General features: G+C 29.8%; 21 protein-coding genes. 16 read left to right on the top strand and 5 right to left on the bottom strand.

Going from position 1 to position 26,340, the window contains the following annotated elements; translation table 11 throughout:
* Positions 1 to 224 precede the first annotated feature (224 nt).
* The 3 genes from J3359_RS01330 to J3359_RS01320 all read left to right on the top strand — a co-directional run bounded on the left by J3359_RS01330 (position 225) and on the right by J3359_RS01320 (position 4,219).
* Positions 225 to 2,711, top strand: coding sequence for a DUF5916 domain-containing protein (locus tag J3359_RS01330; protein ID WP_208078961.1), 2,487 nt, complete (start codon positions 225 to 227; stop codon positions 2,709 to 2,711).
* Between the two features lie 260 nt (positions 2,712 to 2,971).
* Positions 2,972 to 3,631 carry an ABC transporter ATP-binding protein gene (locus J3359_RS01325; RefSeq protein WP_208078960.1) on the top strand — a complete coding sequence of 220 codons (660 nt, stop codon included), beginning with the start codon at positions 2,972 to 2,974 and terminating at the stop codon, positions 3,629 to 3,631.
* A 48-nt stretch (positions 3,632 to 3,679) separates the two neighbouring features.
* Positions 3,680 to 4,219: a CPBP family intramembrane glutamic endopeptidase gene (locus tag J3359_RS01320; protein WP_208078959.1), complete on the top strand. Its 540-nt coding sequence runs from the start codon at positions 3,680 to 3,682 to the stop codon at positions 4,217 to 4,219.
* Between the two features lie 178 nt (positions 4,220 to 4,397).
* On the opposite strand, the gene J3359_RS01315 is transcribed toward J3359_RS01320, so the two are convergent.
* Both J3359_RS01315 and J3359_RS01310 read right to left on the bottom strand, forming a co-directional pair.
* A complete protein-coding gene (locus J3359_RS01315; RefSeq protein ID WP_496559666.1) occupies positions 4,398 to 5,645 on the bottom strand; it encodes a transposase in 1,248 nt (415 codons plus the stop codon).
* A gap of 543 nt (positions 5,646 to 6,188) precedes the next feature.
* A complete protein-coding gene (locus J3359_RS01310) occupies positions 6,189 to 7,808 on the bottom strand; it encodes an ABC-F family ATP-binding cassette domain-containing protein (RefSeq protein ID WP_208078958.1) in 1,620 nt (539 codons plus the stop codon).
* Positions 7,809 to 7,995: 187 nt separating this feature from the next.
* Here J3359_RS01310 and J3359_RS01305 point away from each other — a divergent pair, with 187 nt between their 5' ends.
* Together J3359_RS01305 and J3359_RS01300 are read left to right on the top strand one after the other, a co-directional pair.
* Positions 7,996 to 9,381, top strand: a complete 1,386-nt coding sequence (locus J3359_RS01305) for a TlpA family protein disulfide reductase (RefSeq protein WP_208078957.1) — start codon at positions 7,996 to 7,998, stop codon at positions 9,379 to 9,381.
* A gap of 144 nt (positions 9,382 to 9,525) precedes the next feature.
* Entirely contained in the window at positions 9,526 to 11,340 is a 1,815-nt protein-coding gene (locus tag J3359_RS01300) for a DEAD/DEAH box helicase (RefSeq protein ID WP_208078956.1), read from the top strand.
* A gap of 257 nt (positions 11,341 to 11,597) precedes the next feature.
* On the opposite strand, the gene J3359_RS01295 is transcribed toward J3359_RS01300, so the two are convergent.
* Positions 11,598 to 11,822, bottom strand: coding sequence for a DUF8828 family protein (locus tag J3359_RS01295; RefSeq protein WP_208078955.1), 225 nt, complete (start codon positions 11,820 to 11,822; stop codon positions 11,598 to 11,600).
* A gap of 38 nt (positions 11,823 to 11,860) precedes the next feature.
* Positions 11,861 to 13,258: an MATE family efflux transporter gene (locus tag J3359_RS01290; protein WP_208078954.1), complete on the bottom strand. Its 1,398-nt coding sequence runs from the start codon at positions 13,256 to 13,258 to the stop codon at positions 11,861 to 11,863.
* A gap of 127 nt (positions 13,259 to 13,385) precedes the next feature.
* Here J3359_RS01290 and tpx point away from each other — a divergent pair, with 127 nt between their 5' ends.
* The 6 genes from tpx to ribB are packed head-to-tail and all read left to right on the top strand — an operon-like array spanning position 13,386 to position 20,122.
* Positions 13,386 to 13,883 (top strand): thiol peroxidase, encoded by a 498-nt coding sequence (tpx, locus tag J3359_RS01285; protein ID WP_208078953.1) that lies wholly within the window; start codon positions 13,386 to 13,388, stop codon positions 13,881 to 13,883.
* Positions 13,884 to 13,887: 4 nt separating this feature from the next.
* A complete protein-coding gene (locus J3359_RS01280) occupies positions 13,888 to 14,268 on the top strand; it encodes a diacylglycerol kinase family protein (protein WP_208078952.1) in 381 nt (126 codons plus the stop codon).
* A 40-nt stretch (positions 14,269 to 14,308) separates the two neighbouring features.
* Positions 14,309 to 16,777, top strand: a complete 2,469-nt coding sequence (locus J3359_RS01275; protein WP_208078951.1) for an FtsK/SpoIIIE family DNA translocase — start codon at positions 14,309 to 14,311, stop codon at positions 16,775 to 16,777.
* A 31-nt stretch (positions 16,778 to 16,808) separates the two neighbouring features.
* The gene (gene lolA1, locus J3359_RS01270) at positions 16,809 to 17,465 is read left to right on the top strand and encodes an outer membrane lipoprotein periplasmic chaperone LolA1 (RefSeq protein WP_208078950.1); all 657 of its coding nucleotides are present in this window, start codon (positions 16,809 to 16,811) and stop codon (positions 17,463 to 17,465) included.
* A gap of 60 nt (positions 17,466 to 17,525) precedes the next feature.
* A complete protein-coding gene (locus J3359_RS01265; protein ID WP_208078949.1) occupies positions 17,526 to 18,980 on the top strand; it encodes an LptF/LptG family permease in 1,455 nt (484 codons plus the stop codon).
* Positions 18,977 to 20,122 (top strand): 3,4-dihydroxy-2-butanone-4-phosphate synthase, encoded by a 1,146-nt coding sequence (gene ribB, locus J3359_RS01260; protein ID WP_208078948.1) that lies wholly within the window; start codon positions 18,977 to 18,979, stop codon positions 20,120 to 20,122. Before J3359_RS01265 ends, ribB begins: the two co-directional genes overlap by 4 nt.
* Positions 20,123 to 20,203: 81 nt before the next feature.
* Here ribB and pepE read toward each other — a convergent pair whose 3' ends face one another.
* Entirely contained in the window at positions 20,204 to 20,905 is a 702-nt protein-coding gene (gene pepE / locus J3359_RS01255) for a dipeptidase PepE (protein ID WP_208078947.1), read from the bottom strand.
* Positions 20,906 to 21,013: 108 nt separating this feature from the next.
* Here pepE and J3359_RS01250 point away from each other — a divergent pair, with 108 nt between their 5' ends.
* The 5 genes from J3359_RS01250 to J3359_RS01230 all read left to right on the top strand — a co-directional run bounded on the left by J3359_RS01250 (position 21,014) and on the right by J3359_RS01230 (position 26,206).
* Positions 21,014 to 21,793: a BamP family beta-assembly machinery protein gene (locus tag J3359_RS01250; RefSeq protein WP_208078946.1), complete on the top strand. Its 780-nt coding sequence runs from the start codon at positions 21,014 to 21,016 to the stop codon at positions 21,791 to 21,793.
* Between the two features lie 38 nt (positions 21,794 to 21,831).
* Entirely contained in the window at positions 21,832 to 22,632 is an 801-nt protein-coding gene (locus tag J3359_RS01245) for a carboxypeptidase-like regulatory domain-containing protein (RefSeq protein WP_208078945.1), read from the top strand.
* 92 nt (positions 22,633 to 22,724) lie between these two features.
* A complete protein-coding gene (locus J3359_RS01240) occupies positions 22,725 to 23,528 on the top strand; it encodes a peptidase associated/transthyretin-like domain-containing protein (protein ID WP_208078944.1) in 804 nt (267 codons plus the stop codon).
* 30 nt (positions 23,529 to 23,558) lie between these two features.
* Positions 23,559 to 24,056 carry a DUF6702 family protein gene (locus tag J3359_RS01235; protein ID WP_208078943.1) on the top strand — a complete coding sequence of 166 codons (498 nt, stop codon included), beginning with the start codon at positions 23,559 to 23,561 and terminating at the stop codon, positions 24,054 to 24,056.
* A 20-nt stretch (positions 24,057 to 24,076) separates the two neighbouring features.
* Positions 24,077 to 26,206 (top strand): M1 family metallopeptidase, encoded by a 2,130-nt coding sequence (locus tag J3359_RS01230; protein ID WP_208078942.1) that lies wholly within the window; start codon positions 24,077 to 24,079, stop codon positions 26,204 to 26,206.
* Positions 26,207 to 26,340 lie beyond the last annotated feature (134 nt).

Here is a 26,340-nt window from a genome sequence, read left to right as displayed (position 1 = left end):
ACGTCCACAAAAATACAAATTCAGATGTGAAACAGCACAATCTTTCAAATTAAAAATAAGAAAAGTTATAATCTTTAAATTTCTTTAAGATTTTCTTAACATTTATAAAGTGTAACACTTTTAAATTAAGGGAGTCTTTCTAATAATTAACATAATTTTATGAAATTTAATAAATTCGTTAAATAGTTTTACCAAATCTATTACTTACTATCAACCAAAATTACATGTTCAAAAAAATCTATTTACCATTATTATTAATTTGGGGTTCACTTCAATTAAATGCTCAGATTCATAAAAATCGAAAAACAGTTTCTACCACAAGAATTGAAAAAGCACCAAAAATTGATGGACTATTAGATGATAATGCATGGAAAAATGCTGAAGAGTTAACAAATTTTGTAATTTTTAAACCCGATAATGGTGTGGCTGTTAAAGACCAATACCAAACTACAGTAAAAGTAGTGTATGATGATGATGCTGTGTACATTGCTGCAATGATGTTAGATCCAGATCCAAAAAATATTCCGCGAGAATTTGCAGTTAGAGATAATTTTGGTTTGGCCGATTTCTTTTTAGTTACCATAAACCCAAATGACGATGGACAAAATCCGTTTGAATTTATTATACAAGCTGCAGGAAACAGAATAGATGCCAAAGTTTCTAATGGAGACGAAGATCTTAATTGGAGTGCTGTTTGGGAAGGTGAAACAAAAATAACACACAAAGGTTGGAACGCAGAAATGAAAATTCCATACAGAGCCATTCGTTTTGCAAACAGACCTGTACAGTCTTGGGGCTTCAACTTTCACAGAAGGTTAGAAAAATTAAACGAACAACATACTTGGACTCATATCGATAATGCTGTTGGAAGATGGACACAATATGATGGATTAATTAAAGGTTTTAACGATTTAAAACCACCAACTAGATTAAATTTATATCCTTATGCATCTGCAACTTCTGTTTCTTTTGATGGAGAAACAACTTACGATTATAGTGTGGGTATGGATTTAAAATATGGTATTACAGATAATTTTACGCTAGACGCAACTTTAATTCCCGATTTTAGTCAAGTTGGTTTCGATAATGTTGAATTAAATTTAGGACCTTTCGAACAACAATTTACAGAACAACGTCAGTTTTTTACAGAAGGAACAGAACTATTTAACAAAGCAAAGTTATTTTATTCTAGAAGAATTGGAGGCGCTCCAATAGATCAATTCGATGTTTCTTCAACCTTAATAAAACAAGATAATTTCGATACTAATGGGCAAAAAGTAAATGAAAAAATTGTAGATTATCCTAAAAAAGTAACCATGCTAAATGCTGTAAAAATATCTGGTAGAACAAAAAATGGTTTAGGAATTGGTTTTTTTAATGCAATTACACAAACTGCAGAAGCAACCATTAGAACAACTACAGAGCAAATAAATGGTAGTACAATTTCTAAAACAGTTACAAATAGAAAAGAAGTTATAAACCCTTTCTCGAACTATAATATTATGGTTTTAGACCAACAATTCAACCAAAACTCTACAGTAACATTAATTAATACAAACGTAACTAGAGATGGTCGTTTTAGAGACGCAAACGTAACTGCTTTAGATTGGCATATAGAAACAAAAGATAGCAGGTATAATGTAGATGGTTCTGTTAAAATGAGTAATATTTTCGACGATGTAAAAAACCCAAATACTGGATATACTTTCGATAATAGTTTTGGCTATAATTCTGGACATTGGAATTGGGAATTGGGATATAATTTCGAAAATAAAGACTTTAACCCAAACGATTTAGGAATTTTATTTAGCAACAACGAACAAACAATTTATGGAAGTGCAGGCTGGAGAACTTTACAACCTACAAAAAAATACAATCGATTTAGGGTTCGCTTCTACAATCAAGCAAATTTTCAACATTTTTCTGGAATTTTTACTGGTTACAATGCAGGTTTAAATGCATCTGCACAAACTAAAAAACGTTTTACTTTTGGAGGCAATTTAAACTATGGTTCAAAAAATAGAGATTATTTCGAACCAAGACAAGGATCTACAAGTGGTATTTACTTCTTAAGACCAGAAAAAATGAATATAAATACTTGGATCTCTACCAATTCCCAGAAAAAATTAGAGTTAAATGCAGATATTTATTTTACCAATTACACAAACCATCCGCAACAAAATTATGGTTTTAGCATAAGTCCACGTTATCGTTTTACAAACCAATTTTCTTTGAAATATCAGTTAAATTATAACAAAAAAGAAAACGACCAAGGTTATGTAGATAAAATTGATAACAATATAATTTTCGGTCAAAGAAATCGAAAAAGTTATACAAACTCAATCTCTGGAAAATATAATTTTAGCACAAGATCGTCTATATCTTTAAGCTTTAGACATTACTGGAGTGATGTCGCTTACAATGGTTACTACAATTTAAATTCAAATGGTTCTCTTTCTAACAACACAACTTACACTGGTAATAATGTTAATTTTAATAGTTGGAACTTAGATTTAAATTATTTCTGGCAATTTGCTCCTGGAAGTCAATTGATTGTATTCTATAGAAACTCTATTTTTGATGCAAACAATAATTCTGGTTTAGATTTCTACGAAAATCTAGAAAACTTATTCAATCAACCAAATCAGCATACTTTTTCTATAAGATTTGTGTATTTTATAGACTACAATACTATAAAAAAATTATTTTAGATTTAAATTGATAGATTTAATAAGGTTTAAAATCAAGTCAAAAATGCAGTATGTGTTTCTAATTTCTTTTTTCTTAGACACATTTTTAAATAAATTTATTCTTCTGTAAGTTTCCTAAAATTTTATCGACAACAGTACTATAAAAAATCTATTTTAAATTTTTTGGGTTGATTGATTTAATAAGATTTGATATGAAATCAGAAATGCGTTATGTGTTTCTGATTTCTTTTTTATACTTTCGTTTCAAATAAGAAAAAAAGATGATTGTTAGCAAAAATATTCATAAATATTATGGAGATGTAGAAGTGCTCAAAGGAGTAGATTTACACATAAAAAAAGGTGAAATTGTTGCAATTGTAGGGCCTTCTGGAGCTGGAAAAACAACACTTTTACAAATTTTGGGTACTTTAGACAAACCACTAAAAGAACAAAATTTCGAACTTTCTGTAAACGACATTTCACTTAAAAATTTATCGGACAAAGAATTGTCTTCTTTTCGAAATAATCATATTGGGTTTATTTTTCAATTTCATCAATTATTACCAGAATTTACTGCATTAGAAAATGTATGTATTCCTGCATTTATTGGAAAGAAAGGAAAGAAAGAGACCGAAAAAAGAGCTCAAGAAATTTTACAATTTTTAGGTTTATCGCATCGAACTCGTCACAAACCAAACGAACTTTCTGGAGGAGAACAACAACGTGTTGCAGTTGCAAGAGCATTAATTAACAATCCATCAGTAATTTTAGCAGATGAACCTAGTGGAAATTTAGACAGCGAATCTGCTAAAAACTTACACGAATTATTTTTTAAACTTCGTGATGAGTTTGGACAAACTTTCGTGTTAGTTACTCACAATAAAGAATTGGCAGAAATGGCAGATAGAACACTTACCATGAAAGATGGTAAAATTATATAGCAATTGTAACAGAACTCTACTTTATACTACTAATGTATAAACTTTTATATGAAAGAAACTTTCTACAACCTTATTACCTATTTTAAAAACCCTGTTTTAGAAAAAGACAACAACAAAGATTTTAATTATCGTTTTCAATTATTTTTAAAAATTTTTGCGGTTTGCATTTTAACAGGAATTATAATTACACCAATTTTTGCTTTATTAGAAGAACTAGATTGGATAAATATGGATTCTCATGAAGTAGAAAAAATGTTTAAAGGAATGGCTAAATGGAAAGTTTTATTAATTGGAACAGTTGTAGTTCCTGTTATAGAAGAACTTATTTTTAGAGCACCAATAACTGCTTTTAAGAAACCAAAATCTTTTAAATACGCTTTTTACTTTTTTGCAATTTTATTTGGCTTTGTGCATATTACAAATTTCGAAAAAAATTTAAGTATATTTCTATTGTCTCCTATTTTAGTTTTACCACAAATTCTTATTGGATTTTATTTGGGCTATATTAGAGTACGTTTGGGTTTGCAATGGTCCATGCTTTTGCATGGTTGTTACAATGGCTTTTTTATAGCTTTGTCTTTTTTATAAAAATAGATAGGCACATTCAGAAAATAGGTTATTTTTAAAAATGCAGCTAAAATTGCGGGCATAATTATTTAAATTCTACCCTCAATTTTTGTTTTAAAGCTGTTTTAAGGGTTCAGTTTCTTAAAAATTTCCCAACAAGACATACCTCTCCCATAAAACTATATTCAATGCTTCAAATTTAGGCTACTTGTTGTGCTGTTTTAGCTATTTTTCTTCGGCCAATTTCAAGAGCATTCCCTGTGTGTATTCCAAAGAATATCCATAGAATTTCATTCTTTTTAGTTTTGGCTTTTATTTTTCGTAAGTGATAATATTCTTTATCCTTTCCAAAAGAACCTTCTAATCTTGTAGCTCTTTCTTTTGCGATAATAGCTCTAAGTTGCTTTTTTTCTTTATGATTTTTCGGCTTTTTTCCCTTGGGGATAAAGTCTGTTTCTATGTTCTTAGAACTACAGTGTTTTCTATTTTTATTGGTGGCATAAATTTTATCTGCTCCAGCTATTTTTACTTTTTTTCGAGTTAATCCTTGTGCTTTTTGGACTGTTTGAATAAAACGATTTCCTTCATGAAATGCATTAAAGTTAATATGTTCGATAAAGCTAATTCCATCAATTTGAACTTTGTTAACTTTTGCTCCAAATTCAACAGGTTTTACTTCCTTTCCTCGAACAATAGGACGAATATAATCCTTTTGAATGCTTACAATTCTATCTTTGATTTTTTCTCCTGTATCAAAATGATCTTTTTGTTGTTTGTAAATCCTTTGAATTGTATTTATTCGCTTATAATACAAAGCTATAAACTCAATATTGTGATTTTCTGACAACTTTTTTTCAAAGTTGATAAATTTACTTAACAGATTGAGTAAACCTCGGGTTAATGAAATACGTTTCGACTTGGTTTTTCTTCGCATTTTACTAAATCCTTGATAACGTTTTTTCCACTTGATATATTTACTTCTAATCATTTTAACCCCTAATATAGAGCAGGTTTTACGTAATTGATTGTACAACCAATGAACCGACTCCCAAAGTAATTTTTGGATGCTAGGGTAACGAACTTCACTTTCATAACAAGTAGCATCCATTACAATTTGATTGGGGTTTTCAATTTCGTTTTTCCAAGAGTTGAATAGAATTTTTTCTATGGAATTAATATCGAGTTTCTCTGCTAATTCACAACGTATTTGGCTCACTATTTTATAGTTTGTTAAGCGTTCAAAACCTAGTTCTATATCACAGAAAAATTGATAGTCTAAATTCGAGTTTAGTTGCTCAATCAATTTTCTATCTGAACAATTAGCATAATGTTTTAAAAACATTAAACCTAGTCTTCCTTTAGGACTAAAAAGATAGTTTCTCCCTTTTGATTGTTCAGAAATACCAAAAGAGCTAACTAAATCATTCCAAGGAATTGCAGAGTAGATTTTACCTAAATCTCCCTCTAAAAATCGCGCATAATGAGCATCATAATTCTCGCTGAGGGGAAAAAATTGAAATGCGGTGTTGCATTTCAGAAATTCTTCGTACTTTCATAATTATCGAAATTAAAACCCCGTTTTTTGCCTATATTGGCCATTTTCGGGGTTTATTATAGCTACAAAATACAACAAATCCCTCGTAAAAACAAGGGATGCGTTGTTTTATGAAAGCGCCTAGATATTTAACAATAAGTTCGATTTAAGAAATATAACTCTATGTTAATTATTTGATATATAGTTACTTATATTTATGCATCTATATCATTTCGACGATAGAAGAAACCTCATAACACAGTTTGTGAAATTTCTTTTCCTGTGTTTATTGAATGACATTGATTTTCAAAAGAAAAATATTCAAGTAATTAATAGAATATCGAACTCAAGTTAATTAAAAATTATAATCATAAAAAAGGCTGTCTAAAAAGTAAATTTAGTAGTCATTTTTTAATTGAAGCCTACAAACATAAAGTACTAAAATCAATACAAAACCTAAGAATACATTTTATCACGCAATTCTTTAATTTTTGGGTCCGATAAATAATCGTCGAAAGTAGCATATCTATCAATAGCTCCTTTTGGCGTTAATTCTATAATTCTGTTGGCAACAGTTTGCGCAAACTCATGGTCGTGAGTAGAAAACAAAATGGTTCCTTTAAAGTTAATTAATGCGTTGTTTAAAGATTGAATCGATTCTAAATCTAAGTGATTCGTAGGTTCGTCTAACATTAAAACGTTTCCTCTTTTCATCATCATTCGAGAAAGCATACAACGTACTTTTTCTCCTCCAGAAAGCACATTACTTTTCTTTAAAGCTTCTTCTCCAGAAAAAATCATTTTTCCTAAGAATCCACGTAAATGCACTTCTTCTCTCTCCTCTTCTGTTTGTGCATACTGTCTTAACCAATCTACCAAATCTAATTCTCCATCTTGGAAAAAACTAGAATTATCTAATGGTAAATAAGATTGTGTTGTTGTAACTCCCCAAGAAAATTTTCCAGAATCTGCTTTTTCATTGCCAGAAATAATCTGATAAAAAGCAGTAATTGCTCTCGAATTTCTCGAAATTACAGCCACTTTATCTCCTTTATTTAAATTAATGTGAATATCGTTAAATAATGTTTCGTCTTCGAAAGTTTTCGACAAGCCTTCTACATTTAAAATTTGATCTCCTGCCTCTCTATCTCTATCGAAAATAATGGCTGGGTAACGTCTGCTTGAAGGCTTTATGTCTTCTACATTTAACTTATCAATCATTTTTTTACGAGAAGTAGCTTGTTTCGATTTTGCCATATTTGCAGAAAAACGACGAATAAATTCTTCTAATTCTTTCTTTTTATCTTCTGCTTTCTTGTTTTGTTGTGCTCTTTGTTTTGCTGCTAGTTGGCTAGATTCGTACCAAAAAGTGTAGTTTCCAGAATAGTGGTTTATTTTACCATAATCAATATCAGAAATATGTGTACAAACCGCATCTAAAAAGTGCCTGTCATGCGAAACTACAATTACAGTATTTTCGAAATTTGCTAAGAAATTTTCTAACCAAGCAATTGTTTCAAAATCTAAATCGTTGGTAGGCTCATCCATTATTAAAACATCTGGATTCCCAAAAAGTGCCTGTGCAATTAATACACGAACTTTTTGTTTACCATCTAAATCTTTCATTAATGTATAATGCAAATCTTCTTTTATACCTAAATTAGAAAGCATTGCAGCTGCGTTAGAATCTGCATTCCAGCCATCCATTTCTTCAAACTTAATTTGCAATTCTCCTATTTTCTCTGCATTTTCATCTGTATAATCTGCATACAATTCGTCGATTTGTTTTTTAACTTTAAACAAATTTTTGTTTCCCATTACAACAGTTTCTAATACCGGAAATTCATCAAAAGCATAATGGTCTTGTGTTAAGACAGACATGCGTTTTCCTGCCTCTAAATGTACATGTCCAGAAGTTGCCTCTTGTTTTCCAGAAATAATTTTTAGAAATGTAGATTTTCCTGCTCCATTTGCGCCAATAATTCCGTAACAATTTCCTTGTAAAAATTGTGTATTTACTTCGTCGAATAAAACTCGTTTTCCAAATTGAACAGAAAGGTTAGATACTGATAACATAGTACTATTTTTAAATTTTGTGCAAAAGTACAAATTCCATTTTTCTTTTTAGGAGGAATACTCATTAGATTTTTATATTAAAAAAATTGAACATAAAATAAAAAAACACCTCATTTTTTTTAACAGTGAATTAACAAAGGTGCCTACTTCTAATTTTTACATTTGTGAGTATCCTGAATATTAATTTATGATAAAAAAAATATTATACATATTATTAATTTCTGCAACTATTCTTGGTTGTACAAATAGCAAGAAAAATGCACAAATTTTTTTTGGTGGTAAAATTATCAACCCAAAATCGAAACAAGTTGTGCTATATGTTATGGATAAGGTTATTGATACTTTGTATTTAGATTCTAGAAATAAGTTTATAAAAAATTATAAAAATCTTAATGAAGGATTGTATTATTTTGTTCATGGAAACGAAAACCAGTTTATTTATCTAGAACCAAAAGATAGTTTAATGTTACGTTTAAACACTTGGGATTTCGACGAATCTTTAGTTTTTACAGGAAAAGGAGCAGCAAGAAATAATATTTTAATTGATTGTTTTTTAGAAGACGAAAACGATAATCGTTTCTTTTATAGCTTAAATAGACTAAAACCTGCTGCTTATAAAAAGAAGATAGATTCTATTTTAGAGCAAAAACTAATTACATATCAAACGTATATAGACGAACATCCTAATGAAACTGCTGGATTTCGAAAAGTGTTAAAAACAGCTTTAACTTTTCCTATCTACTCACGTTTAGAAAGATACCCAACAGAACATTTAAGGTATAAAGGCTTAAAAGATTTCCCAAAAGTAAATGCTTCTTTTTACGATTACAGAAATAAAATAGATTTAAATAGCGATTCTTTAATGTATTACACGCCTTATGCATCGTATATTAAAAATTACCTTTACAATTACACCTTTTCTTTAGGATACAAACCTATGAGAAACCATTATTCTTCTAAGTTTACAGTAGATTTATTAAATACAATAAACAATAAAATTAACTCAAAAGAGTCTAAAAATGCATTCTTAAAAAAAACGGTTTTAGATCACTTTTACGACAAATCTAGTTGCGATATTAACGAAGAGGCTTTTAATACTTTCGTTAAATTTTCTACAAATAAAGAAGATAAAAAAATTATTAAAAAACTGGTAGAAGATAGCAAAAAATTCAAAAAAGGAGATAAAGTTGAAGGTTTTACAATTTTCGATTTTACAAAACATCCAATTAAAATTGAAGAGATTATAAAAAACAAAAATACTGTTTTATTCTTTTGGAATCCAGAACATGCATCTAAAGAATACATTGCTCCAAGAATTAAATATTTTCAAAACAATTTCCCAAAATTACAGTTTTTAATTGTAAAAATCGATGGAAATGATAAAGACAGAATCGAAAAATTAGATATTAAAGAACAATATTACATTAACGAAACTAGTAATGCAAACTCTTTCTTAACGAGTAAAATGCCTAGAACAATTCTTATTAATACAAACGGAATTGTAGAAAATGGATATGCTTCGATTTCTTCGCCAAAAATCTACAATCAACTAAAAGAATTGAACAAAAACTAATAAAAAAAGTAAAAAAATGCTATTAATTTAATTTAATGTACATTTGCACGTTTTTAATTTTGAAAATTTTTCAATAAAAAAACAAGTCGAAAATTATAATTGGGTTTGCAGGTGGGCGTTCTGTGAATCTACAAAAACACAGTAATGTCAACATTTTTAGAATTAGGCTTAAAAGAGCCTATCAAGAAAGCATTAACAGATTTAGGTTACGAAAAACCAACTGTTATTCAAGAGAAAGCAATTCCTCAAATTATTACATCTACAACCGATTTAAAAGCATTTGCACAAACAGGTACAGGTAAAACTGCCGCTTTTAGTTTGCCAATATTAGAGCTTTTAGACGAAAGCAACAGCAATGTACAAGCGATTATTTTATCTCCAACAAGAGAATTAGCCGTTCAAATTGGTAAAAATATCGAAGACTTTTGCAAATACTTAAAAAACGTAAAAGTTACCACTGTTTATGGTGGTGCGAATATGGACCAACAAATTAGATCTTTAAAAAGAGGGTCGCAAATTGTAGTGGGTACTCCAGGTAGAACCGTAGATTTAATCAATAGAAGAGCTTTAAAATTAGGAAATGTTCGATGGTTGGTCTTAGACGAAGCAGACGAAATGTTAAATATGGGGTTTAAAGATGAACTTGATAAAGTTTTAGAAGCAACTCCAGAAACCAAACAAACGCTATTGTTTTCTGCAACTTTCCCAAAAGAAGTAGAATCTATTGCAAGAAGTTATATGACTAAGCCAGTAGAAATTACTTCTGGTGAAAAAAATAAAGGCTCAGACAATGTAAGTCACGAATATTATTCGGTTACAGAAAGAACTCGTTACCCAGCTTTAAAGAGAATTGCGGATTTAAATCCAGATATTTATGCAATTATTTTTTGTAGAACTCGTAGAGAAACACAAGAAGTTGCAGACAATTTAATAAAAGATGGCTACAGTGCAGATTCTTTACATGGAGATTTATCTCAAGGACAAAGAGATTCTGTAATGGGGAAATTTCGAAAGAAAACCATACAAATATTAGTTGCGACAGATGTTGCTGCTCGTGGATTGGATGTTACCGAATTAACACACGTTTTAAACCACAAATTACCAGATCAAATAGAAAACTACACCCATAGAAGTGGTAGAACTGGTAGAGCTGGTAACAAAGGTATTTCTATTGTTTTGGTAAATGGAAAAGAAAAAGGGAAGTTACGCCAAATCGAAAGAATTATTAAAAAGAAATTTGTAGAAACGAAAGTTCCTACAGGGAAAGAGATTGTTAAAAATCAATTAATGAACTTAATTGATAAAGTTCACGAAACCGAAGTAAACGAATCTGAAATTAACGAATTCTTGCCAAGCATTTACGAGAAATTAGAAAGCTTAAATAGAGAAGAATTAATTCAGAAGTTTGTTTCTTTAGAGTTTAACACCATGTTAAAGTATTACGAAAATGCTAAAGATTTAAACGATTTATCTTCTAAAGATAATTCTAGAGCAAGAGCAACAAACGAGAATATGACTCGTTTCTTTATAAATATTGGTAGAAAAGATAGTTTGAATCCTGCAAAATTAATTGGTTTAATTAACGACCAAAATATTGGTGACAAAATAGAAATCGGAGCCATTGATATTTTAGACACTTTTTCTTTCTTTGAAATCGATAAAAATTTTGAGGACAAAACTTTAGAAGCTTTTTCATCAAATCAACCCGATTTTGATGGACGTTCTGTAAACGTAGAAATTACGAAAAAAGAACGTTCTGGTGGTGGAAGAAGAGGTGGCAAAAAACCTTTCGGTAAAAAAGATGGCGGTTTTGGAAGACGTAGAAGTTCAGACGGCCCTTCTTCTAGAAGAAGTAGTGATAATGGTGGTGGAAGAAGAAGATCTTCAGACAGGCCAGACAGAAGTTCTGGTGGAGATAGAAAATCTGGTGGTTTTGGAAGAAGACGTAGGGAAAGATAGAGGAACTTATTCTTTAAAATATACAAACCTCGCTCCTATTATTTAAGAGTGAGGTTTTTTTAGTTTTATTATTTGATAGAAGGATTACTTTTGAAGAAATTTTACAAAGTATAATGAACATCATCAACCCAAAAATCCGTGCAATTTGTGAAATTCGTATTCAAACCTCAAGCATTCTAAAATCTTAATACTTGATTCTTGATTCTTGATACTTAATACTTAATACTTGATTCTTAATACTTAAAATTCAAACTACGCTATTCATATTGCTTTATTTCTTCATCATAAAAAGCACCAGCTTTATCCATTAAATCTGCTAATTCTGTAGCAATATCTTCTTCTTTTTCGCCTGTTAAATCTTCGAACCACTCAATTTCATCATCTTTTAAATTAATTACAAAACGAGGAAACTCGGTATGTAAAACAAAAATATCTTCTGGAAAGTTACTGTTATCTGCTAATAAAAATTTTGGTAAAGTCATGCTATTTATTTTTAACAAGGTATTTAAGCTCCTTGTTGTTATTGTATTTTTTCTTGTTGTATTTCTTTTTCATTTATCAACTTTAAAGTTAAGGAATTAAATCTGATAAATAATAATATCGAAGCCGTTGTTAAACCTGCTAATAAACCCAACCAAATTCCAAAGCTTCCATACATTTCTTCTTTCCCTAAGAAATAAGAAACTGGAAAACCAACCACCCAATAAGAAACAAAAGTTAAAATCGTTGGTATTTTAACATCTTGTAAACCACGTAAAGCCCCTAAAACAACGACTTGAATACTATCTGATATTTGGAAAAACGCTGCAGCTAACAATAATTTAGAGGCGATTGATAACACTTGCATATTATCTGCATAATTTTCAGCATCACTTAAATCGACATAAATATTAGGTAAACTTTTATGGAAAATAAAGAAGACTAAAGCAAAGAAAATGGCAAATAATGTTCCAAGAAGAAATAGTGAAAAAGCAATTCTACGCAGTTCTTTAAAATTTTGCAATCCTTTTTGGTTACCAACACGAATCATAGATGCAACACTTAAACCCATTGCTACCATAAAAGTCATCGAAGATAAGTTTAATGCGATTTGGTTTGCTGCTTGCGGATTTTTCCCCAACAAACCACTCAACCAAATGGCTGCTGTAAAAATTGCGACTTCGAAAAACATTTGCATCGCACTTAAAGAACCTAAGTTGATAATTCTTTTAATCATTAAAGTATCTAAAACGAAAAATTTAATGTCTTTTACAATACGCCCTGAACGCTCTTTAAAACGTAAAACTAGCCATAAATAAACCACCATAATTACTCTAGAAACCAAGGTTCCATAAGCTGCACCAACAATACCCATTTCAGGAAAACCAAATTTTCCAAAAATTAATAAATAGTTTAAAATTACATTTATAATGTTCGCCAAAAGTGTTGCATACATTGGGTGTTTCGTCATAGACATTCCATCACTAAACTGTTTAATTGCCTGAAAAACAATTAATGGAATTAACGAAAAAGCCACCAAATCTAAATAAGGAATTGCCAAAGCCACAACTTCTTCTGGTTGTTGCATTAAGTACATTAAAGGCTTGGAAAAATAAACTACTAAAAACATTAAAATACCCAAAACAGTGCATAAAAACAACCCATGTTTGTAGGTAGATCTTGCTTGTTGTAAGTTATTAGAAGAATCTGCTTCTGCAATTAAAGGCGTAATTGCTGTAGAAAAACCAATTCCAATAGACATGGCAATAAACATAAAACTGTTTCCTAAAGAAACTGCTGCCAATTCTGCAGTTCCTATTTGCCCAACCATAATATTATCTATAAAACTAACAAATGTATGCCCCAACATGCCTAACATTACAGGTGCAGCAAGTTTCCAATTGTATTTAAACTCAGATGTGTATTGAGAAATATTCAACTTTCAATAATTTTTAGGACTGCGAAGATACGTATTACACAAAGATTTTTTGCATAACAACTTCCGTAATTTTCATTGAATAATTACAATAAAAATGGTTATTTTTGAAAAAATAAAACTTATAAAAATGGCAAATATCACTTTAAAAGGAAACACAATAAATACCATTGGAAATTTACCTAAAATTGGAGAAAAAGCTCCAAATTTTACGTTAACAACGATTGAATTAGGGCATAAAAAATTATCTGATTTTGCTGGTAAAAATGTTATTTTAAATATTTTTCCGTCTGTAGATACTGGAACCTGTGCAACTTCTGTTCGTGAATTCAATAAAAAAGCGGCTAATTTAGAGAATACTGTTGTTTTATGTATTTCTAAAGATTTACCATTTGCCCAAGCACGTTTTTGTGGCGCAGAAGGAATTGATAATGTAGAAATGTTATCTGACTTTGCGACTGGAGATTTTGGTAAAAAATATCAATTAGAAATTAAAAACGGCCCATTAGCTCACTTACATTCTAGAGCTGTTGTTATTGTTGATAAAGAAGGGAAAGTAGCTTATACAGAACAAGTTTCTGAAATTGTAAACGAACCAAATTACGAAGCTGCTTTAAAAGCGATTTAATTTTATGAAGAATCCGAACGATGGTTTTCTTAGAGGTAGATTGCGAAGTTTAAAATTTGCATTTAGAGGTGTTTGGCGACTTATAACTAAAGAAGATAGTATAAAAGCGCAACTTTGTGTAGCTGTTTTCGCGACTATTTTGGGTTTCTACTTTAACATTTCTAATACAGAGTGGATGTTGCAATTTATTGTAATAGGACTCGTTTTAGTTGCAGAAGCTGTAAACACAGCTATAGAAGAAGTTGCTGATTTTATTCATCCAGATTTTCATGTAAAAATTGGTTTAATTAAAGATATTGCAGCAGGTGCACCAACATTTGCTGCTATTATTTCTCTAATAGTCGCTGGTTTTATCTACATACCAAAAATCAATTTATTATTTTAGCAACCACTCGTAAAATTATCTTTAAATTATTAAGCACTTAATGGCAAAAAGAAAACCAAGCACAAAAAAAGTAATGCGTTCTACTGAGGAAAAATCATCCGTTTTTGCATTTTTAAAAACAAAACAAACGCAAACGATTCTTGGGTTTTTCTTGTTATTCTTTGCGCTATTTTTGTGTATTGCCTTTATTTCTTTCTTTTTTAGTTGGCAAGAAGACCAAAGTACACTCGCTAAGCTGGGAGACAAAACTGTAAAAAGCAGTAATTTACTAGGTAAAATTGGTGCTAATTTAAGTCACTTTTTTATCTATAAAGGCTTTGGAATTGGGGCTTTTATAATTGCTTTTCAAATTTTTAAGACAGGTTCGTATGTGCTCTTTCAAAGAAAACTTTCTAAAATAGTTATCTCTTGGAATTGGGCTTTAACAGCAATGTTGTGGCTTTCTATAACCTTAGGGTTTGTTGGAGATAAATTTGCTTTATTGTCTGGAACTATTGGTTTCGAAATTAACGAATACTTACAAACATTTTTAGGAAAAACAGGACTCATTATTATATTAGCATTTACATTTGTTGCTTATTTAGTTTTACGTTATAAATTGACTTTCGATTTATTTCTAGAACGATTAAAGCAAAAAAGAGCTAAAAGAGAAGCTAGGAAAATTGAAAATGCTACGAATGAAGCTACTAATGCTCCAATTGCAAATTCAAGTTCTAAAACACCATTAGAAAACGAATCTATTTCATCAGATAAAAAAGAAAAGTCGGAATTTGAACTTTCCATAGAAAATTTAAAACCAACAATTTCTAAACATTCGGATGTTGATGCAAAAAAAGAAGCCCCTTCTTTACAAGTAACTAAAAATGAAGAAAATTTAGAGCCTACCTTAAAAACAACCATTACAAATACCGAAGAAAAAGAAGTAGAAATTGATGTTGAAACTGTTGAGGAGGAGGAACACGAAACAGAAAACTTATCAGATAAACTGGTAAAAGATTTTGGCGAATTCGACCCAACTTTAGAGTTATCGAATTTTAAATTCCCTACTTTTAATCTATTAAAACAATACAACGAAACTATATCTATAGATCCAGAGGAATTAGAAGCAAATAAAGATAGAATTGTAGAAACCTTAAAGAACTACAAAATTGGTATTGCAGAAATTAAAGCAACTGTTGGTCCAACCATTACTTTATATGAAATTGTACCAGAAGCAGGAATTAGAATTTCGAAAATTAAAAATTTAGAAGACGATATTGCCTTGTCTTTATCTGCCTTAGGAATTCGTATTATCGCACCAATTCCAGGAAAAGGAACCATTGGTATCGAAGTTCCAAATAAAAAATCGACAATTGTTTCTATGCATTCTGTTATTTCTTCTAAGAAATTTCAAGATTCTCCAATGGAACTACCAATTGCTTTGGGTAAAACCATTTCTAACGAAACTTTTGTGGTAGATTTGGCTAAGATGCCTCACCTTTTAATGGCTGGAGCAACAGGACAAGGAAAATCGGTTGGTTTAAATGCAGTATTAACTTCACTTTTATATAAAAAACACCCTGCAGAAGTAAAGTTTATTTTAGTAGATCCTAAAAAAGTGGAATTAACGCTTTTCAACAAAATTGAACGTCATTATTTGGCAAAATTACCAGATGTAGAAGAAGCAATTATAACTGATACTACCAAAGTTGTACACACCTTAAACTCTTTGTGTATAGAAATGGACAATCGTTACGACTTGTTAAAAGCTGCAATGGTTCGTAATATAAAAGAATACAATGCAAAATTTAAAAAACGTAAATTAAACCCTAATGAAGGGCATCAGTTTTTACCTTATATTGTTTTGGTTATTGATGAATTTGCCGATTTAATTATGACTGCTGGTAAAGAAGTAGAAACTCCAATTGCACGATTGGCACAGTTAGCAAGAGCTATTGGAATTCACTTAATTGTAGCCACACAAAGACCTTCTGTAAACGTAATTACAGGTATTATTAAAGCGAATTTCCCTGCGAGAATTGCGTTTAGAGTAACTTCTAAAATAGATTCTAGAACCATTTTAGATGCTGGAGGGGCAGACCAATTAATTGGTAGAGGAGATTTATTATATACAGCAGGAAACGATATTAACAGAATACAATGCGCATTTGTAGACACTCCAGAAGTCGAAAAAATAACGGACTTTATTGGTTCACAAAAAGCATACCCAGAAGCATTTCAACTTCCAGAATATGTTGGAGAAGAAAGTGGCACAAGTCTTGATGTTGATATTTCAGAAAGAGATAAACTCTTTAAAGATGCTGCAGAAATTATTGTAACAGCACAACAAGGTTCTGCTTCTCTTTTACAAAGAAAGTTAAAACTAGGATACAACAGAGCTGGTAGGTTAATAGATCAATTAGAGGCTGCTGGTATTGTTGGAGGTTTTGAAGGTAGTAAAGCAAGACAAGTTTTGGTTACTGATTTAGTGGCTTTGGATGAACTTTTAGAAAACGAAAAAAACACATAAATACTTTTTTAAAAAGTATAAAATTTAAATTATGAAAAAAATAACTGTATTATTTTTAAGTATTTTCTTAACAACCATTACTTTTTCTCAAAACTCAGAAAAAGCAAAATCTTTATTAGACGAAGTTTCTGCTAAAATGGGTGCATATAAAAATATGTCCATTGGTTTTAGCCAAACTTTAAGCAACGAAGAAGCAGGAATTAAAGAAGGAGACGAACCACCAATTAGAGGCGAAATTAAATTAGAAGGCGAAAAATATATTCTAGATTATTTAGGAAATCAGTTTATTTACGATGGTAAAAAACTATATGTAATAAACCACGACGAAAAAGAAATTTCTATTACAGATGGAGATTTGGGGGGAGATGATGGTTTTATTTACCCTTCTAAATTATTAACTTTCTACAAAGAAGGTTATAATTATAAAATGGGAAAATTAGAAAATACAAAGGGGAGACAAATTCAATACGTTACTTTAAACCCCATTGATAGTAATTCTGATATTGTAAAGGTAGAATTGGGTATAGACGCAAAATCGAAACACATTTATAAATTAATTCAAACTGGCTCTAATGGTTCTAAAACAACCTTTACCATTAACAAATTTAAAAAGAACGAAGATTTATCTAACAGCTTTTTTAAATTCAATAAAGCAAAATTTTTAAGTCAAAATTATACAATTGACTAATTTTTTCAATTAACAGAAAATTAGTAGCATATTTATATTTAAGAAACTACTTTTGCTACAATGAAAATTCTAGATAAATACATCTTAAAAACATTTCTAGTTCCTTTTGTAGCTACCTTTCTTATTGTTTTATTTGTCTTAGTAATGCAAGTGCTTTGGCAAGTTTTCGAAAATATAGCTGGTAAAGGAATTAGTTTGCCTTTTATTCTAAAGTTTTTATACTATACTACTCTGGGTATTGTGCCACAAGCCTTACCTATTGGAGTTTTACTTTCTTCGATAATGGCTTTGGGTAGTTTAGGAGAAAATTACGAATTTGCAGCCGCTAAATCTGCAGGAATTTCTCTACAAAGATTGGTTAGACCTTTAATTATTTTAACGATTATTTTAAGCGGAATTAATTTTTTATTCTTAAATAATATTTTTCCTTATGCAACTTTAAAACAGCGTAATTTATATTATAACATAAAAAAGAAAAAACCTGCTTTAGCCTTAGTTCCTGGAAGCTTTAACAGTGATTTACCTGGTTATCAAATTAAATTTGAAGAGAAATATGGCGAAGAACAAAATTTACTAAAGAAAGTTCTTATTTATCAACTAAGTAGTATTCATGGAAATCAAAAAGTAATTACTGCAGAAAGAGGTAAAATTATTTCAGAAGAAGGCAGTCGTTATATGACATTTATTTTATATGATGGCAATTATTACGAAGATTATACAAAATCTGCTAAAACACAAAGTAAAAGGTTAAAAATGCCTGCATCGCAAGCTACTTTTAAAGAATATGAGTTTAATATAGATATTTCTACTGTTGTTGGAGATGGACAATTAAATGAAGAAAAGTTTAAAAACAGTTATAATATGAGAACGCTAAATCAATTAAATGATACGATTCCCATATTAAAAAACTCTTATGACGATATGCTTTTATCGAGATCAAAAACCATATTTAACATAGCGTCTGCTAAAGAACTACATGCTTATAACGACTCTCTAAAACCTAAAATAGAAAACCAAGAAGATATTTTAGAAAATTTCGATTTACAAAGTAAAATTACCATTCTAAACACTGCCATTTCGAAAATGAATAGTGCATTTACAAATGTTAAAAATAATTCGAATAGTATAAAATACAAACGTAAAAGCTTAAACTTTTACGATTCGGAATTTTACGGAAGAATCGCACTTTCTTTTTCTTGTTTAATTTTGTTTTTTATTGGAGCTCCATTAGGTTCTATCATTAGAAAAGGTGGTTTTGGTTTGCCAATGATTTTAGCAATTGCTATTTACGTAATTTACTTTTTTGGAAATACCTTAGGTAAAAACTTAGCAGAAGAAAGCTCTGTTTCCTCGCTTTTAGGATCTTGTATTTCTACAATTGTAATGCTACCTCTAGGTATTTTTCTAACAAGAAGAGCAACAAAAGATAAAGGAATTTTTAATGTTGATGCTATTCTTACACCAATAAAAAATTTCTTTAAAAAATTCACGTCTAAAAAAGACATACATATATGACCACTCAAACCACCCAAAAAAATACAAAATTAAATACTATTTCTGAAGCTATTGAAGACATTAGAAACGGAAAAATTATAATTGTTGTAGATGACGAAAACCGAGAAAATGAAGGCGATTTTCTTGCAGCTGCAGAAAAAGTAACTCCAGAGATGATTAATTTTATGGCAACTCATGGTCGAGGGTTAATTTGCGCTCCATTAACAGAAAAACGCTGTAAAGAATTAGACTTAGGGATGATGGTTTACAACAACACAGATCCTATGGAAACAGCATTTACAGTTTCTGTAGATTTACGAGGAAAAGGTGTTACTACCGGAATTTCTGCATCCGACAGAGCTTTAACAATTAAAGCGTTAATAGAAAAAGATACCAAACCTTTCGATTTAGCAAGACCAGGACATATTTTTCCATTAAGAGCAAAAGATGGTGGTGTTTTAAGAAGAACAGGGCATACAGAAGCTGCAATAGATTTTGCACGTTTGGCTGGAATGCAACCTGCAGGAGTTATTGTAGAAATAATGAACGAAGATGGCACGATGGCACGATTGCCTCAGCTTTTAAAAGTGGCTAAAAAGTTCGACATTAAAATTGTTTCTATTGAAGATTTGGTTGCTTACAGAATGGAACACGATTCTTTAATTGAAAAAAAAGAAGATTTTAATATTAAAACTCGTTTTGGAGATTTTAGATTAAGAGCATACCAACAAACAACCAATAATCAGGTTCATATTGCACTTACAAAAGGTTCTTGGTCTAAAGAAGAAGGTATTTTAACGAGAGTAAACTCCACATTAGTAAACAACGATATTTTAGGAACTCTTACCAATAATGCAGATAAGAAACTAGACCAAATGTTTCAAGTTATAAATGAAGAAGGAAAAGGTGCTATTATTTTTGTGAATCAACAAAATCAATCTCAAAATTTATTAAGTAGATTGCAAATTCTTAAAGAAAATCAGGCAAATAACGAATTAAAAGCACCAGCCATAAAAATGGATAATAGAGATTTTGGTATTGGAGCTCAAATTCTACACGATTTAAACATTAGCAAACTAAAATTAATTACCAATTCGCAACAAACAAAAAGAGTGGGAATGATTGGTTATGGTTTAGAAATTGTAGATTATGTTGAGTATTAGTATTCAGTAGCAGTAGCAGTTTTCGATAGCGTTTACAGATAAAAAAATACAAAAGAGCTTTGTGCTTGCGTTTAAGAAAACCTAAACAACAACTGCTACTCCACTCTCTAACTCAACTGGTTTTTTGTTTGGAGTAAATAATCTTGCTGTGTATTTTCCTTCGAGTGTAATTGTTTCGTTTTCGACAGAAAGCCAACTTCCTTCGCGCAAACCTAAAACAGGTGTTTCATTAAAAACATGAAACTCTTTTATTCTAGTTTCACGCGTTTCTCCCATATGTGTAGCACCTTCTATTGGGTCTAAATAATGCGCATTTATATTAAAATTAATACATCCTAATGTTTTAAAACTTGGTGGATATACAATTGGCATATCATTCGTATTCATCATAGTAACTCCACAAATATTGCTTCCTGCACTTGTGCCTAAATAGGGTATTCCATTATTTACGATTTGTTTTAAACTATTTAAAATATCGTTTTTATAAATTTGATTTACCAACTCAAATGTATTTCCTCCTCCTGTAAAAACTCCTTCAGCATGTAAAATGGTTTCATTTGCATTTTCGAATTCGTGAATTCCTTTTACATTAATATTTATTTTTTTAAAAGCTTTTTGGGCAATTGCTGTGTAAGCATCGTAAGAAATTCCTCCTGGCCTTGCATAAGGTATAAAAAGTAACGTTTTTACATCTTTAAAAAATGTAGCCAATGTTGGTAATAAATATTCTAAATATTTACTTCCGTAAATGGTAGATGTGCTTGCGATTATCATTTTCTTCATAATTCAAAAGTAACAAAAAACTTATAAAACTAATGCTACTTTCTTTTAACACAAGTTTACAAGTATGTTAGCACATTTTTAAGAACAATAGCACTTTTCTTTGTAACTATGCAAAAAACACTGTTGTTCTTTTTATTTATTACAATTTCGTACACAACTATTAGTCAAAATAAAAACCGATTAGTTTCAGGAAAAGTGCTTTTAGAACTTGTACCTGTTTCCGATGTTCATATCGTAAACCTAACAAACTCTATTGGAACCGTTTCAAACGAATTTGGATACTTTAAAATACCTGTAAAAATTGGAGATAGCTTGTCTTTTTCTCACTTAAACTTTACAAAAAAGCACCTATTAATTACAGAAAAGAATATTTCTGAAGAAAATTTAGAAATAAAACTTACAGAGAAAACTGTTGAATTAAAAGAGATTACATTACAAAAACCAAGAAGTATTTTTTATGTGGATAAAGAAATTCTTCAGCCCAATGCGCATGTAGATGCCAAATCTTTAAACCTTCCTTACGCAAATACAAAACAGCAAAAAGACAATAGCATTGTTTCCCTAAACTCTGGAGTAGCTTTTAGTGTCGATAATATTATTAATAGTTTAAATGGTAACAATAAAAGAGCCAAAGTTTTAAAAAAAATGTCTGCTAAAGATCAACAGCTCTCTAAAATTAGAAAATATGTAACAGACGATTTTTTTATTACAGACCTACAGATTCGCAAAGAAAACATCAATCTTTTTTTAAATTATTGTTTAAACAAAAACATACTATTCGTTTATAAAAAGAGAAACAAACTTCAATTTATTCAATTTTTAATTAACCAAAGTAAAAAATTTTCTCAGAAACTAACGTCAGATAAAAATATTCTGTCCAAAAATTAACTTTTATTTGAGAGATAAATTTTAGAAATCAACATTTTATGAAAAGAACTTTACCCATCCTTTTTATTAGTATTTCTTTTACTTGTTTTTCTCAAAAAAATAAGATGCTATTTTTCGGAAAAATTATAGATTCTTCTAACGTTGTAAAAAATGTACACATTATTAATTTACAAACTAAAAGAGGTACTTTTTCTAATGAAGCTGGTGTTTTCGAAATTTTAGCATCAGAGAACGACACTTTACAAATTTCTTCGATAGGTTTTAAAACTAAAAAAATAAAAGTAGAAAATTTTCATTTTAGAGAAAAAATAAATTTTATATCTATTCAAAAAGAAATCTATACTTTAAATGAATTTACTTTAAAACGCCATAATTTAATAGGAACCCTATCTTTAGATATAAAAAGTGTCCCAAAAGATTATAAAGCAGATTTGGTACAAAAACTAGTTTCCGATATTAAAAAAATAGATTATAATGCCATTTCTAAAATGCCTGTGAAATTAGATGAAATTCATTTATCGAAACCTACAGTCGCAAAACTACCCAATTATTTTGAAGGATTTGGACCACGTTTTGGAGGTGGTAGCAGTAATAACGATAAGTCTTTAAAAGAAGAATTAGAAAAAAAGAAAAATATACCTGAAGAAATACTAAAAGAATTTGGCGATTATTTTTTCTTCGTAGAATTAAAAATACCAAAAGAATCTTATTACAACTTTATAACCTATTGCTCTTACAAAGGCATTTTTAAACTCTATAAAAACAAACAAACTTTAAAAGTTCTAGAAATTTTAAAAGCAGAAAGTGTATCTTATTTAAAATTACTAAATAAAGAATAAAATTAAAACTTATTTTAACAGCAATTTATCAAAGAAATTTATAAATTTAATGATTCAAATAACGAAATTTGTAAATTACCAAACTTAAATAAATGTTAAAAAAAATACTCTTTACCTTTCTTTTCTGTCTTTTTACCATTATTTCGTTCTCTCAAGAAAGAAGATTTATTGTAAATGGTAAAGTTACAGACTCTTTAAGTACAGTTAGAAACGCAAACATTATCAACTTAAAAACCAACCAAGGTACATTTTCTTCGGACGATGGAGAGTTTAGGATTTTTGTAAGAGAAGGCGATTCTTTAAGAGTTTCTTCTGTACAACATGTTACAAAAGTGGTAATTGTTAACAAAGAAAATATCAATCAAAAAAAAATTAATATTCGAGTAAAATTTAAAACAATTGTTTTAGATGAGTTCGAATTGAAAAGAAATAATTTATCTGGCAGGTTGGGTATCGATACTAAAAGTGTTCCTACAAATAAAAAAGATTCTCTTTTAAGAGAAGTAATGGATTTTTCTGATATTAATTTTAAGGCAAGTTTTCCAGTAGACGAAATCGAAAGAATGAAACCTCCCCAAAATAATACAGATCCTACAGCCGCTTTTGCAGGAGCAGGTATAGGTGCTTCTATTCCTTTTAAATATTCGGAAAGACTTTGGGCGTTAAGAAGAGAATTGGCTATTAAAAAAGAATTTCCTTATAAAATAATGTCGGAATTAGGAGAAAAATTCTTTTTCGAAAAATTAAAAATCCCTGTAGAAAACTATTTTCATTTTTTGGAATACTGCAACCCTTTAGGTGTAGAAAAGCTGTATAAAGAAGGAAAAACATTAGACATTATTAAAATGTTTCAAAAAGAAAGTAAAACGTATTTAAAAATAATAAACAAAGAGTAATTTGGCGCAATAATTGTCTTAAATAGAAATATGAATTTAAAAAAAACACTTTTAGTTTTAGTATTAATACCACTGCTCTCCTTCTCTGCTCACAAATATTATTTGAGTTTAACGCAGATAAAGTATAAAAGTGAAGCAAAATCGTTACAAATAATTATTAATGTTTTTATGGACGATATAGAAACTGCGCTTAATAAAGATTATAATATCGATTTGAGACTTACTTCTAAAAAAGAACTAAAAAATAACGATGTTTATTTCGAAAAATACTTAAAAGAAAAACTGAAGTTTAAAGTCGATGATAAACTTCAAGAATTTAATTACATCGGAAAAGAATACGAAGGCGATTTGGTACTTTTTTATTTAGAAATAGAAAACATCGAGAAAGTTTCTAAAATTGAAATTTCTAATAAAATATTAATCAACCATTTTCCAGAACAACAAAACCTAATAAAATCTAAAGTTGGTAATAAGCATAAAAGTGTATTATTATCAAAAGAAAAAACACAAGCAACTTTAACCTACTAACTATAACTAAAACACTTATTATGAAAAAATTAGGTATTCTAATACTTTCTTGTTTGTTTATTTCAAGTATTTCTTTCGCACAAGAAAGTCGCACGAAACAAGGGCATACAAATCAGAATAAATTTAGACAATTAAAAGAATTATTACCCACTCCAAATTTACAGAGAACAGCTTCTGGAGCACCAGGAGTTCGTTACACACAGCAAAAGGTAGATTATGTTATGGACATCGTTTTAGACGACGATAATCAAAGAATTTATGGGAATGAAACCATCACATACCATAATAATTCAGAAGACACCTTAACATATTTGTGGGTACAATTAGACCAAAATATGAGAGCTGCAGATTCTAAAACACCAGACATTCAGCCCACAACTTTACCTAGTACAACTTCAAAAGCAAGGTTTAATAGCTCTTATGTAAATAAGCCTTTTAATGGTGGTTTTAAGATTGAAAGTGTAACCAATAAAAACGGATCTAAATTATCGCACACTGTAAACCAAACCATGATGCGTATTAATTTACCAAAACCATTGACTTCTGGAGAAAAATTCGACTTTAAAATTAAATGGTGGTATAACATCAATAATCATAGAACACAAGGAGGAAGATCTGGTTACGAACATTTTCCTAAAGATGGAAACAACAACTATGTAATTGCACAATTTTACCCGAGATTATGTGTGTATGATAATGTAGAAGGTTGGCAAAACGACCAATTTTGGGGAAGAAGTGAATTTGCTTTAGAATTTGGAGATTTTACCGTAAATATTACAACTCCTGCAGATCACATGTTAGGTGCAACAGGTGTTTTACAAAACCCAAAAGATGTTTATTCTAAAACAGAATTAAAACGAATTGAAAAAGCAAGAAAAACATTCGACAATCCTGTAGTTATTAGAACTCAGGATGAAGCAGAAAAAATTGAAAAAAGCCGTTCTAAAAAAACCAAAACTTGGAAATTTTATGCAGAAAATGTTAGAGATTACGCATTTGCAACTTCAAGAAAATTTATTTTCGATGCAATGGCTGTAGATATTAATGGTAAAACTGTAATGGCAGAATCTTTATATTCTAAAGAAGCAAATCCATTATATGAAGAACATTCTACAAGAGCAGTTGCACAAACACTAAAAACGTATTCTAGATATACGTTCGATTACCCTTACCACAAAGCAATTTCTGTAGATGGTCAAATGGGAATGGAATATCCACAAATTTGTTTCAATCCTGGTAGACCAAATCCAGATGGAAGTTATTCAGACAGAACAAAATACAGAATGATTAAAGTTACCATCCACGAAGTTGGTCACAACTTTTTCCCAATGATCGTAAATTCAGACGAAAGACAATGGACTTGGATGGACGAAGGTTTAAACTCTTTTATGGAAATGTTAGCAGAAAAAGATTACGATCCAAATTTTCCAATTGTTAGAGGATATCCTAAAAATATTGTAGATTATATGAGTGGAGATCAATCTAGAATTGCGCCAATTATGTCGAAAGGAGACAATGTCTATAGTTTTGGATACAACGCTTATGGAAAACCAGCAACAGGTTTATGGATGTTGCGTGAAACAATAATGGGAAAAGAATTATTCGACCATGCTTTTAAAACTTATGCGCAACGTTGGAAATTTAAACATCCAACTCCTGCAGATTTTTTTAGATCTATAGAAGACGCTTCTGGAGTAGATTTAGATTGGTTTTGGAGAGGTTGGTTTTATACTACAGATGTTACAGATATTGGTATTAAAAATGTAAAGAAATTTTATGCGAAAGATGCAGGTGCAAATATCGTAAACTTTGTTGAAGACCAAAGCAAAGGTTTACTGTTTAGCAACCCTAACAAAGCAAACTCAAAGTTTTTCTACGAAATTACATTTAACAAACCAGGTGGTTTGGTAATGCCTATTATTGTTGAATTTACCTATGAAGATGGCACAACAATGAAGAAGACATACCCTGCTCAAATTTGGAGATATAATGATGTTGAAGTAACAAAAGCAATACATTCTAATAAACAAATTACTAAAATCGTAGTAGATCCAAATTTAGAAACTGCAGATGTAGATCTATCTAACAATAGTTTTCCTAAACAACAAAAAGACAAGTTCGATACATTTAAAAACAAACTTAAAAACTAATACTTTTAAATCTTAAAAAAGCAATGTATAACAACATTGCTTTTTTTTTGATAAAGATTTGTTAAAATATTAACACTTTAAAGTTATATCGCAGTTATATTCTTAATTTAGACCCCATTTATAAATCAAACTCA

The organism is Polaribacter cellanae, from assembly GCF_017569185.1.
Classification (GTDB): Bacteria; Bacteroidota; Bacteroidia; order Flavobacteriales; family Flavobacteriaceae; genus Polaribacter; species Polaribacter cellanae.
The sequence above is the reverse complement of the archived record's forward strand: the minus strand, read 5'-3'. Positions and strand labels throughout refer to the sequence as shown.